The sequence below is a fragment of the Colwellia meonggei genome (genome assembly GCF_057537295.1).
Genome location: NZ_BAAJLZ010000011.1, coordinates 77,009 through 89,832, shown reverse-complemented (window position 1 = coordinate 89,832; position 12,824 = coordinate 77,009). Strand labels below are relative to the sequence as shown.

At 37.9% G+C, this 12,824-nt stretch carries 8 protein-coding genes; 1 reads left to right on the top strand and 7 read right to left on the bottom strand.

Annotated elements, in window-relative coordinates; genetic code table 11:
- Positions 1-111: 111 nt before the first annotated feature.
- The 6 genes from gmhB to AC27E9_RS18190 form a co-directional block, all read right to left on the bottom strand.
- Positions 112-660, bottom strand: a complete 549-nt coding sequence (gmhB, locus tag AC27E9_RS18215) for a D-glycero-beta-D-manno-heptose 1,7-bisphosphate 7-phosphatase (RefSeq protein WP_487132674.1) — start codon at positions 658-660, stop codon at positions 112-114.
- Between the two features lie 112 nt (positions 661-772).
- Positions 773-1,534 carry an SDR family oxidoreductase gene (locus AC27E9_RS18210; RefSeq protein ID WP_487132673.1) on the bottom strand — a complete coding sequence of 254 codons (762 nt, stop codon included), beginning with the start codon at positions 1,532-1,534 and terminating at the stop codon, positions 773-775.
- Positions 1,535-1,646: 112 nt separating this feature from the next.
- Complete coding sequence (locus AC27E9_RS18205; RefSeq protein ID WP_487132671.1) at positions 1,647-2,783, bottom strand: enoyl-CoA hydratase/isomerase family protein; 1,137 nt, start codon at positions 2,781-2,783, stop codon at positions 1,647-1,649.
- A 21-nt stretch (positions 2,784-2,804) separates the two neighbouring features.
- Entirely contained in the window at positions 2,805-3,821 is a 1,017-nt protein-coding gene (locus tag AC27E9_RS18200) for an oxidoreductase (RefSeq protein ID WP_487132669.1), read from the bottom strand.
- Positions 3,822-3,956: 135 nt separating this feature from the next.
- Positions 3,957-5,750, bottom strand: a complete 1,794-nt coding sequence (locus AC27E9_RS18195) for an acyl-CoA dehydrogenase C-terminal domain-containing protein (protein WP_487132667.1) — start codon at positions 5,748-5,750, stop codon at positions 3,957-3,959.
- 11 nt (positions 5,751-5,761) lie between these two features.
- Entirely contained in the window at positions 5,762-9,157 is a 3,396-nt protein-coding gene (locus AC27E9_RS18190; RefSeq protein ID WP_487132665.1) for a methylmalonyl-CoA mutase family protein, read from the bottom strand.
- A gap of 244 nt (positions 9,158-9,401) precedes the next feature.
- Here AC27E9_RS18190 and AC27E9_RS18185 point away from each other — a divergent pair, with 244 nt between their 5' ends.
- Positions 9,402-10,289: an AraC family transcriptional regulator gene (locus AC27E9_RS18185; RefSeq protein WP_487132663.1), complete on the top strand. Its 888-nt coding sequence runs from the start codon at positions 9,402-9,404 to the stop codon at positions 10,287-10,289.
- A gap of 196 nt (positions 10,290-10,485) precedes the next feature.
- Here AC27E9_RS18185 and AC27E9_RS18180 read toward each other — a convergent pair whose 3' ends face one another.
- Positions 10,486-12,771 (bottom strand): M14 family zinc carboxypeptidase, encoded by a 2,286-nt coding sequence (locus tag AC27E9_RS18180; protein WP_487132661.1) that lies wholly within the window; start codon positions 12,769-12,771, stop codon positions 10,486-10,488.
- Between the last annotated feature and the right edge of the window lie 53 nt (positions 12,772-12,824).

Here is a 12,824-nt window from a genome sequence, read left to right as displayed (position 1 = left end):
ATTTTAGAGATTTTTGGCTCGCCGTCAACCACTAATTTCATTTTTTTGAAATTAGTTACTAGATACTAGTTCATTAGCGCAAAAAACGCACAATAAGATAAAGAAATAATCTTAAATAACGTAAGCCAAAGCTTCAGTAAGACTTTGTATTTCAATCGTACCTGCGATTTGCTCTGCTACTTGCTTATCGACATAACGGCTATTCATCAGGATTTTACAATCGATACCCGCATTATCCGCTGCTTGCATATCAGAAAGTTTATCACCAATTAAAATACTCTTTGCCAAGTTAACTCCAAATTCTTGTTGTGCTTGGATGATCATACCTGGTTCTGGCTTGCGGCACTGGCAAGACATGACAAACTCATTAACGCCCTTTAAAGGGTGATGAGGACAAAAATAAACTTTTGAAATTTCGATATTTTGTTCAGTGAATGCTGCAACCATCCATTTTGATAGCTTTTCAAATGTTGGAATATCGTACATTCCGCGTGCTATACCTGCTTGGTTAGTTATAACAAATATTTGATAGCCTTTGTCTATTGCTCTTTTACAAAGCTCAAAAATGCCATCAACAAATTCGAAGTCTTCAATTTTATGAACGTAACCATGGTCAATATTAATAATGCCATCTCTATCGAGAAAAAGTGCTTTACTCATTTAAGATCCAAATAAATATCTAATATTAGAATAAAAAAGACGAGCATAGCTCGCCTTTTCATTATCGTCTTTCTATATACTCTCTGGCAACTATCAAGTTTGCCAAATAAGTTTACATGCAAAGACCACCATCTATTTCAACCACACGACCAGTGAAAAATTCATTTTCAAAAATGTAATTTACTGTATGCGCTATTTCATCTGCCTCACCTAAACGCCCTACTGGTTTCATTTTTTCTAGACGTTCACGCATTTCAGGCTTCATAGCATCGGTCATTGCTGTTCGGATAACCCCTGGCGCAATAGCACCAACACGAATACCGTGGCGGCCAAGTTCTCTGGCCCATGTTACTGTCATGGCAACAACACCAGCTTTTGACGCTGCGTAATTAGTTTGTCCCATATTACCACCGCGAGCAATTGATGACATATTAATGATAACGCCTTTACGGTTTCCTTCAATCATATGAACAGCAGCTTCACGACCGCATAAAAATACGCCAGTAAGGTTTACATCAATAACAGATTGGAACTGATCTAATGACATTTTTTTGCTAACAATGCCATCTTTAGCTTTTACAAACATACCATCTCGTAATATGCCTGCATTGTTAATTAAGCCGTCAATGCCGGAAAAATCTTCATTTATTTTTGCAAAGGTCGTTTCTACTTCACTTTCATTGGTAACATTTGCTAAATAATATTTTGCGTGAGAACCAGCTTCTTCAACTAAAGCTACTGTTGTTTGCAGTTGCTCTTCATTTAAGTCAATTAGCGCTAATTTCGCGCCCATTTTTGCCAAGTTCAATGCCATTGCACGACCTAAGCCTTGACCACCACCGGTGATAACGATAGTTTTGTCATTTAAATTCATTTGTAATCCTCTATTCTCTTTTTACTTATCCATTAAATTCACGTCAACTGAACTTATTTCACTTCAAACTTAGTGAGGTTCAGTTATATAACAGTCAATTCAAAATAATCTTTTATAAGTTTTTTATCGGCGTAAAAAACCAATCTAGTAGCTCTGACGGAATATCTTCAATATGGTTGAATGCCCATTGCGGCTTTTTATCTTTATCAACCAATAATGCACGGACACCTTCTCTAAACTCAGGATATTGACAACAACGAAGACTTAAATTTAGTTCAGATAAAAAGCATTCAGCTAAAGAATAGTTCTTACTACTCTGCAGTTGCTGATAGATTATCATAGCTGAGAGTGGGCTGCCTTTTTTTAATTTTACTTGTGCACTTTGCAACCAATCACTATTTGTTTCTAACGCTATTAACGCGTTATAGCTAGAAACGATATTATCTGATACAAATAGCCTGCTAATTAATTTCCAGTGCTGCTCAATATTCGATTCTATTAATTCAAACGCTTGGTGACTGGTTTTAGTATAATGCGCTAATATTTCATCAAGCAGCTTGAAGTTCTCTTCTTTATTTTTCCATGAAACCTTACTTAAATGCAGTAATATTTCATCTTTAAAATCACTTTTAATTGCGTTATTAGCTAAACCAATATTGAGCGCATCTACCGCATTAAAAACAACGCCTGTAAGACCTAAAAATAAACCTATATTATTAGGGATTTTATTCAAGAACCAACTTGCACCGACGTCTGGATATAACCCAATGGTAATTTCAGGCATTGCTAATAAAGACTTTTCTGTGACGACTCGATGGCTAGCACCTGCGAATAAACCAATACCACCGCCCATAATATAACCATCACCCCAAACTAAAATGGGCTTAGTAAATTCATGTATGAGTTGGTCAAGTTGATATTCTTTAGTGAAAAAGTCATGAACTAAACTATCGACAATATTTTGATCATCAACAAACAGTAAATGCGCTATTGATGGCTGTTCGTCCTTTACTTCAAGACTATGATATAAACTGACAACATCACCACCAGCACAAAACGCTTTATCACCAGCCCCTTGCAATAGCACCATAGCGACTTCGTCATCAGCCTGCCACAGTAATAATTTCTGTAGCAGCAACTCAATCATATTCATGCTTAGCGCATTAAGAGATTGCGGCGAGTTTAATTCAGCAATGGCAATTTTTTTATTATTGCCTGTAACGAGTTCACTAAAAATTACGGGTGACATATTTGCTCTTTGCTCGATATGTTATTCATCTAGACTTGCATCAATTTCAACAACGGTTCTACCAGTAACTGTGCCGTCAACATAAGCATCAAAGGCATTAGGTAAATCTGCGAATTTAATCGTTGTTGGTGAAATCAGTGCCAACTTGCTAGGTTTAAGATCACTAGCTAAGCGTTTCCAACCTTGCTCGCGAACAGAAAGTGGCATTTCAACGGAATTTATACCCAATAGGCTAACACCACGTAAAATAAAAGGCATCACAGTCGACTCAAGCTTAAAGCCTCCTGCTAAGCCAATGGACGCGATATTACCCCAGACATTAGTTGTACGTGTTAGCCATGCTAGTGTATCACCGCCAACATTATCAATGGCACCGCCCCATTGAGCATTCTCTAATGGTTTTGACCCCATATCGATATCATGTCGATTAAGTAATTGACTTGCACCAAGTTCTTTTAAATACGCTTCTTGTTCGGTTTTACCGGTAAATGCAATGACTTCATAACCGATATTAGACAGCATATTAATAGCAAAACTGCCAACTCCCCCAGTCGCACCAGTCACTACAATAGGACCTCGTTCAGGAATTTGGCCATTATCTTCCATACGTTGAATGGCAATAGCTGCGGTATAGCCTGCAGTACCCAATGCCATAACGTCACGTAAACTCATTCCTTCAGGAAGGTTTACTACAGAATCAGCTTTCACACGAGCATATTCGCTATAACCACCGTCATAAAGTTCTGATAATTGCGCACCACATACAAGAACTTTATCACCTGTGTTAAAACGAGCGTCATCTGAGCTTACTACAACACCAGATAAGTCGATGCCACCAACTAATGGGTAAGTTCTTAAAATTCTGCCTTTACCCGTCGCGGCAAGTGCATCTTTATAGTTAATATCAGAATAAGCAACTTTGATAACAACTTCACCAGCAGTTAAGTCACTCATTGCAATTTGTTCAAAGCCACTGCTAATAGTTTTTTCATTTTTATGAATACGAAATGCAGTAAATTTTTCTGGAACTATAGACATGGACTCACCTTTATATAAATTGTTTTATAGCCAGTTTAAGAGTTTTCACAAAGTGGCTAGAACTAATGAATTATCAAGCATCTTATAAGCAAAATACTTAAGCAATTAGACATTAGTCCCGCACTCAATAAATTATCAATTATTATAATTGAATAAGTTTTCAGGCATCGTCATTAAAGTTTTGCTACCCGCTTCAATAGACTTAATATGACTATCAATTTTAGGTAATAAACGTTCAATGAAAAATGCACCTACATACATTTTCGCTTGGTAGAACTCTTCCGAAGGTTGTGAAACTGATTTTTCAGCCATCATCGCCCACATGTAGGCATAACTTACTAAGCCAAAAGCTGCTAAATAGTCAGTTGCCGATGCGCCGACCATATCTTTGTCATTACCTTGCTCTGAAATAATTAAATCAGTTATCGTTTTTAACTTAACAAGTGATTCACTTAGCGGGTTAAGGTACGGCAATAAAGCTTCGTTACTCTGGTTTGCATTAACAAAACTATTAATTTCAGCAAAGTAATGTTCAAGGAATTGTCCTTTATTCGCGACCACTTTACGACCCAATAAATCAAGCGCTTGAATACCATTAGTACCTTCATAAATTTGCGCAATACGGACATCACGAACCAGTTGTTCTTGACCCCATTCGCGCACATAACCGTGGCCACCAAACACCATTTGACCTAAATTGCAGCTTTCATACGCCATATCAGTCATAAACGCTTTAGCAACGGGCGTTAATAATGCTACCAATTGCTCTGCCTGCTGCTTATCTTCTTGATTATCCGAAAATTTAACAATATCTAATTGCTTGGCAACATAGGTAGAAAAACAACGCCCGCCTTCATTGTACGCACGCATAGTTAACAGCATTTTACGAACATCAGGGTGAACAATAATTGAGTCTGCTTTTTTGTCAGGTGATTTCTTACCGGTAGCACTGCGGCCTTGAATGCGTTCAATGGCATATTCTGCAGCTTGTTGATATGATGTTTCAGCAGCACCAACACCTTGAATCCCCATACCTAAACGTTCATAGTTCATCATAGTGAACATGTAGTTTAAGCCTTTATTCTCTTCACCAACTAAATAGCCTTTGGCACCGTCAAAATTCATCACACAAGTTGCTGAGCCTTTAATGCCCATTTTGTGTTCAATTGACCCACAACCAACGGTATTTCTTTCGCCTAAACTACCGTCGTCATTAATTAAGAATTTAGGTACCACGAACATTGAAATACCGCGCGGCCCTTCTGGTGCCCCCGGTATTTTCGCTAACACTAAATGAATAATGTTCTCTGTTAAGTCTTGCTCACCACCGGTGATAAATATTTTAGTGCCAGAAACAGCAAAGCTACCATCTTCTTGCACTTCAGCTTTGGCGGTCATAATGCCTAAATCACTACCGGCATGTGGCTCGGTTAAACACATAGTGCCGGCCCATTGGCCAGAATACATATTTTCTAAATAGGTTTGCTTCATCTCAGTCGAAGCATGAGCTGACAGCGCTAAACAGGCGCCAGCAGTCAACATTGGATAAAGCGCAAATGAAATAGAGGCAGATTGCGTCATTTCTTCAACAAATGATTGCAACATTTTTGGCATACCCATGCCGCCATGCTCAGGGTCACCACTTAATGCCCCCCAACCACCTTCACAATAAAGCTGATATGCCTTAGAAAAACCGTCAGGTGTTGTAACATCGCCATTACTCCAGGTTGCACCTTGTTCATCACTATTGCGGTTCAACGGCGCAATAACTTCAGAAGTTAGCTTTGCCCCTTCAGATAAAATAGCATCTGCGGTGTCTTTATCAATCATGTCCGCAACAGCAGGCATAGTCGCCCACAATTGCTCAGCATTAAAAACTTCATGTAATAAGAACTGCATATCACGCATTGGCGCTTGATAATTACTCATAACAATGTTCCTTACATATTACGGCGGTATTGACCACCAGCATCAAATAATGAGTTAACAATTTGACCCAAAGAACAAACCTTACAAGCATCCATCATGAGTTCGAAAATGTTTTCATGATTAATCGCAGCACTTTGCAGGCGTTTCAATAGTTCTTTCACTTCAACTTCATTAGCTTTATTTAAGCTTGCTAACATATCAATTTGATAGGTTTTCTCTTCTTCAGTTGCACGAATAACTTCATCAGGTACAACCGTTGGAGAACCCGTTGAACTTAAGAAGGTATTAACACCAATAATTGGGAATTCACCTGAATGTTTCAAATGCTCGTAGTGCATACTTTCTTCTTGAATTTTGCCACGTTGGTACATAGTTTCCATTGCGCCAAGAACACCACCACGCTCGTTAATACGATCAAACTCTGTTAGTACGGCTTCTTCAACCAAGTCAGTTAGCTCTTCAATAATAAAGGCACCTTGGATCGGGTTTTCATTTTTCGACAAACCTAATTCACGGTTAATAATTAACTGAATAGCCATGGCACGACGAACACTATCTTCCGTTGGTGTAGTAATCGCTTCATCATAAGCATTAGTATGTAATGAATTACAGTTATCATTTATCGCGTAAAGTGCCTGCAAGGTCGTACGAATATCATTGAAATCAATTTCTTGCGCATGCAGAGAACGGCCTGAGGTTTGGATATGATACTTCAACATTTGTGCACGAGCATTAGCACCATATTTATTCTTCATAGCTTTCGACCAAATACGACGAGCAACACGACCAATTACCGCGTACTCTGGGTCAATACCGTTTGAGAAGAAGAATGATAAGTTAGGCCCAAACTCATTAATGTCCATACCTCGGCTTAAGTAGTACTCAACAAAGGTAAAACCGTTAGCTAAGGTTAATGCCAATTGGGTAATTGGGTTAGCACCAGCTTCTGCAATATGGTAACCAGAAATAGATACGGAATAGAAGTTACGCACGCCTTTCTCAATAAAGTATTCTTGAACATCGCCCATTAAACGAAGGGCAAACTCGGTTGAGAAAATACAGGTATTTTGCGCTTGATCTTCTTTAAGAATGTCGGCTTGAACCGTACCACGCACTAAGGTTAATGTGCGCGCTTTAATTTCTTCATAAACCGCTGGTGGCAATACTTGGTCACCAGTAACACCTAGAAGCATTAAACCTAAACCATCATTACCTTCCGGTAATTCACCTTGGTAACTCGGGCGTTCACAGCCTTTGTCTTTATAAATCTTTTTAATGGTTGCGTTAACTTCTTTTTCTAAACCATTTTCAGTGATAAAACGCTCACATTGTTGGTCAATAGCCGCATTTAAGAAAAAGCCTAGTAACATAGGTGCTGGGCCATTAATCGTCATTGATACTGACGTCATGGCGTGAGCTAAATCAAAACCAGAATAAAGTTTCTTAGCATCATCCAAACAACAAATAGAAACACCAGCATTACCAATTTTACCGTAAATATCTGGACGAATGGCTGGATCGTTACCGTATAAAGTTACTGAGTCGAATGCTGTTGATAAACGTTTCGCCGGCATGCCTTTAGAAACATAATGGAAACGACGGTTAGTACGTTCTGGGCCACCTTCACCTGCGAACATACGGGTTGGATCTTCACCTTCACGCTTGAACGGGAATAAACCTGCGGTATATGGGAACTCACCCGGGACGTTTTCTTGTAAGTTCCACTTTAAAATATCACCCCAACCTTGGTATTTAGGCATGCTAATTTTTGGAATTTCACTACCTGACAACGACGTTGAATGGGTTTCTATTGATAACTCTTTATTACGTACTTTAAATTTAAATTCAGAGTCTTTATAACGCTGAACCTTAGTTGCCCATTCTTCAATTAATAGTTTATTTTTCGGATCTAAATCTAATTCAACTTGGCTATATAAGGCTTCTAATTGTGTAACTAAACCTGATGATACTTCTGAGTCAGTTTCTTTTGCTGTTTCAATCGCCTTATGAATACCATAAAGTTTTTGTGCCACCTTAGCTTGCTTTTCAACCCAAGTATCATAGCCACGGTTATTTTCTGAAATTTCAGATAAGTAACGAATACGAGCGCCAGGAATAACACTGCTCTTATTAGCTAAGGTTCCGTCAACCGATAGCAAGTCGCCAACAGTTAAGCCTGCTTTATTGTTTAGTTCAGTGATAACGGCATTGTATAGTTCAGTCATGCCTCGGTCATTAAATTGTGAGGCGATAGTACCGTATACTGGCACTTCATCATCACCCGCTTCAAACATGCCGCGGTTACGTTTGTATTGTTTTTTCACGTCACGTAACGCATCTAACGCGCCGCGTTTATCAAATTTGTTTAATGCGATAATGTCAGCAAAATCAAGCATATCGATTTTTTCTAGCTGAGTAGCCGCACCATACTCTGGCGTCATCACATATAAAGAAACGTCTGAATGTTCTTCAATTTCAGTGTCTGATTGACCAATACCTGATGTCTCTAGAATGATCAGGTCAAAATCTGTTGCTTTCAGAATATCAAGCGTATCGTTAACATAAACCGATAACGCTAAATTCGACTGACGCGTTGCTAATGAACGCATATAAACCCGATCATTGTTTACCGCATTCATTCGAATACGGTCACCAAGTAGTGCACCACCAGTTTTACGTTTTGACGGGTCAACCGAAACAATGGCAATTTTACTGTCATCTGTTGCCATTAAAAAGCGACGAATTAATTCATCTACCAGTGATGATTTACCCGCACCACCGGTACCAGTAATACCTAATACTGGAGTTTTACTAACTGCAGATATTTTGCGAATTTTATCAAGTGCTGCCTTGTTTTCTTCCGGTGCATTTTCTGCTGCTGAAATTAAACGAGCAATGGCTTGTTTTTTATCTTGTAACGGAATCACTTTTTTAAGGTTTGCAACATCATCTTTTTTAACATCTAAACCAGTTTTAAAGTCACAACGCTCAAGCATGTCATCAATCATACCTAACAAGCCAAGTTCACGACCATCATCTGGAGAGTAAATGCGGGTAATGCCGTAATCTTGCAGCATTTTAATTTCTTCAGGTAGAATTACACCACCGCCACCGCCAACAATACGAATATGTTCACAACCACGCTCTTTTAACAGGTCATACATATATTTGAAATATTCGTTATGACCACCTTGATACGAAGTCATAGCAATAGCATTAGCATCTTCTTGAATCGCGGTATTAACCACCTCTTCTACACTGCGGTCATGACCAAGATGAATAACTTCTGCACCACTTGATTGTAAAATTCGACGCATAATATTAATAGCTGCATCATGACCATCAAATAGCGAGGCCGCGGTTACGATACGAATCTTATTTTTTAACTGATATCTTTCAGTATTCATCTTAAACTCTCTTAATTTGTCAAAATTGTTTTTTTATAAAACAATATTTACCAGAACAATTACATATAGACGCTATAAACAAATTGCTAATGCACTAGTTTTAGTCATAAAAATTGATAATAGAAACCTAATGATAAAATTAGACCATACTAAAAGTATGATGAACATTGATTTTATTGTTAATTTGATGGACTATATTGTGATTGCAGTAGTAAAAAGAAGTTCATCGAAAATTTAGGCAATCATGGCAAACAATCAAAGTTATAGCTCTTCAGATATTCGCTTGTTTATTCCGATATTCTTATTAAAAAAGTTGTCCAAGCATCGCTTAACAGATGGTTTATACCCAGTTTCATTAGGGATGACCCAAGCAGCCAGCAACTATAAGTTGCAGCAAGGAAACGAAGACTGCTATACGCTCATCTACTGTTTTTCAGGTAAAGGTAAATTACAATATAAAGGGCGAGAGAGAGTAATTGAACGTGGCGATCTTGTTATTATAAAGCCAAACTCTCCTTTTACATTTACCATTGCGCAATCAAATGAAACAACATTAAATAGTGTTTATTGGGTTAATTTTACCGGCGATTTAGCTCACGATTTTGCTGAGCGATTATTAATGAAAATGGAAGGAGGAGTAGCACAGGTTGGGGTTCAGAATAATATAGTTACCGATTTCGATCATTTATTAGCACTAGGGGCAAGGGGCTACACTGCCACCAACGTAATACATGCTGTACATATTCTACAGCAGGCATTAAGCTTTTTAGCACTACAATTACGCCTAACTATATTTAACAGTAACTCTAGCTTCGACCTTGAAGCTGTCGAGGCTCTTATGCGTAATAGTTTACATCAAGAGTTAAGCTTAGATACTTTGGCACATTACAGCCAATTATCGAAATTTCACTTTGCTAAAAAGTTTAAAGAATTAACCGATAGCTCCCCTATTCAACATTTTATTAATATGAAAATTCAACATGCCTGCTCGCAATTAGATAACACAGATATTACCATTAAGGATATTGCTAATGACCTTGGCTACAGTGATCCTTATTATTTTTCTCGACTATTTAAAAAGGTTGTTGGTATATCACCAAAGCAATACCGAGACTCTCGTCATAGCTTGTGAATTGAAAATAACAAAACATGTCTGAATATCATAAAATCAATTACAGTAAAATTTCTTTATTAACATAAACATACCTAACTTAAACTCAATAAAAAAGCTACATTGACTTAACCAATGTAGCTCAAAATTATTATTTCGCTTTAAAATAAAATGATTTAGCGAAAATTAAATATATAAATAATATTCAACTAACCGCTCAACTTTTTGTTCTTAGCAAAGTCAATCCAATCATTAACCAGAGTAGTATTGCTATCGCACCACCGCCACTGCTTGCGCGTTCAGGTAAATCAGGTGTCGTTACAACATTCGTCAAGGTTACGTTTTGCTCTGTTGAAACTTTTGCACCGCTATTATCTGTTATCTGTAATTCAATAGTAACGTTACCCGCACTGGTAAAACTATGCGTTAATGTTTCTCCATTGCCGATGACTGAGCTGCTACCAGAAGTTACTGTCGACCACTGGTATTGAACGATTTCACCATCTGTATCAGTACTTTCTGAAGCATTAAAATCACAAGTAAGGTTTTGACATGAAGCTGAAAATTTAGGCTCTGGAAGCTTATTCGTTAAATCCGTTTCCAATACTATAGTTTGCTCTGAACTCGCTTGTAAATTGTTATTATCCTCGACCAGTAAACGGACTTTAACTTCTCCAGCTGCAGAGAAACTATATTGTAGTGACTTACTATCACCAATAACTTCAAGTTCATCATCACTGATATATCTTGCCCATTGATAACTGGTAATTTCACCATCGTTATCAAGACTTTGAGATGCGTCAAAAGTACAGTTTAAATATTGGCAGTCGACGGTAAAACTTGAAATAGGAGCACTGCTATCTGAGATATTAATAAAAGCAGATTGTACAACACCATATTGACCATCCGTATCCTTTGCTCTTGCCGAAATTAAGTGCTGACCAACGGCTAGATCGGCTGTGTTTACCTGTATATTTGCACTAACTGTGTCATTAGCAACCTCAAGGTTTTGCAACGTAATAACCTTATCAGTATCAGTAAAGTTGCCATCAATTACATATTCGAATGACACCACATCAAAATCTGCACTGGCTAATTGAGATTGTTTGGTCGCGCTAATATCTAGCTCAACTATTGCTGCAGGTACAATTGTTATCTGTTCGGAGTTGTCATTAAGTTTAAGCTCAGAAATATCGGGACCTATTGATAATAAATACGGTGCTTCACTGACTTTAGCTGCATAAATTAGTGCTTTTAGGTTATCCGGCTTGATGTTGTTTTCATATGCGGTGCAATCTTGAAAAAATGATGTACCTAATTCAAATGTAATGGCCGCAACGCCAAGTTCACCGTAACTAACATTGTCACTCGTACCATCAGTAGCATACAGCCCTATTGATTGCTGCGGTGCATAACCATTAAACCAAGCTAATTTATTACCTAGATGTAAAAAGCCAATATTATTTGGAGATAGTCCCTCTTTATGACCATAAGGCCATAAAATTAACCGCCCATAACTGTGAAGATCTAAATGTAGACCGCTTTTATTTTTTGGTGCAGCGTCAGAGTCATTTTCGCCACGCTCATCAGGGAACAATGAACGAATGTAATTAGAAACCGCCTGAGTTTCAGGCTCAGATTCTGCTGATATACCGCGATAGACTTCTGAGCACTCATTGCCACTTGAGCCATTTGCTGTAACACCCCAAGTTTGCGCAAAGTTTCGATTAAGGTCGACACCAACGGTAGAGCCCGCACAATGATTACTATTGGTATTTTTACGTTGAAAGATTTGATTTTCAGCAATTTTTCGGCCGTCGGGATTCATATGCAGCATTAAATGCACTTCCCGATTATCAACAATCCACTTCGCTTCTGCATTAGTTTGATAATTATTCAATAACCATTTAGCAAAATCTAAATTAAGAGCTGCAGGGGCATACTCTCTCGCATGCATACTACTATGAACAAAAAGAATTGGTTTAGGCTGAGTTAATTCGGTGTTAGTGATTTTCAATACCATTAAGTCATAACCACCTTGCTGACTAACTTTTCTCCATGAATCGCCAACATCTTGCCATGAGGCTAATTTAGGGAAGTTATCTGCTAAAGCTTGTGCTTGACTATAGGTACCTTCAACCGTTTCAAAGCACGAAAAACCGGAGATAGGGTCTTCGGCTGAATTACTTTTGGGAAAAACTGTTTTGTTATCAGCAAAGGTTTTTGAAAACTCGTTAGTCCATGCAAGTGCTGGTTCAATTTTAAAACCACGATCTAACAGCAATGCTTTCTCTGTTTCGCTTAATGTCGCAATTAGAAATTTTTCTTTATGATTCACTTCCAATATCGCATGATGTAGTGAAATTAAAGCCTGATTAGCAAGCACTTGATCTGAATAAGTGACTTTTGAAAATGTTGGTTGCTTATTTGCGTAAGTGGATAAGCTGATCATTAGCGATACAACTAACAAAACACCAAAAAGCGCTCGTAATAAAATATTCATTCAATACCTTTGTGACATTAATGTATTAACTTACAGCATTTATTAACATTAAT

Excerpts from the sequence above, each read along its gene's own strand:
- gmhB (WP_487132674.1), bottom strand. The coding sequence starts at position 660 with ATGAGTAAAGCACTTTTTCTCGATAGAGATGGCATTATTAATATTGAC.
- AC27E9_RS18210 (WP_487132673.1), bottom strand. The coding sequence starts at position 1,534 with ATGAATTTAAATGACAAAACTATCGTTATCACCGGTGGTGGTCAAGGC.
- AC27E9_RS18205 (WP_487132671.1), bottom strand. The coding sequence starts at position 2,783 with ATGTCACCCGTAATTTTTAGTGAACTCGTTACAGGCAATAATAAAAAA.
- AC27E9_RS18200 (WP_487132669.1), bottom strand. The coding sequence starts at position 3,821 with ATGTCTATAGTTCCAGAAAAATTTACTGCATTTCGTATTCATAAAAAT.
- AC27E9_RS18195 (WP_487132667.1), bottom strand. The coding sequence starts at position 5,750 with ATGAGTAATTATCAAGCGCCAATGCGTGATATGCAGTTCTTATTACAT.
- AC27E9_RS18190 (WP_487132665.1), bottom strand. The coding sequence starts at position 9,157 with ATGAATACTGAAAGATATCAGTTAAAAAATAAGATTCGTATCGTAACC.
- AC27E9_RS18185 (WP_487132663.1), top strand. The coding sequence starts at position 9,402 with ATGGCAAACAATCAAAGTTATAGCTCTTCAGATATTCGCTTGTTTATT.
- AC27E9_RS18180 (WP_487132661.1), bottom strand. The coding sequence starts at position 12,771 with ATGAATATTTTATTACGAGCGCTTTTTGGTGTTTTGTTAGTTGTATCG.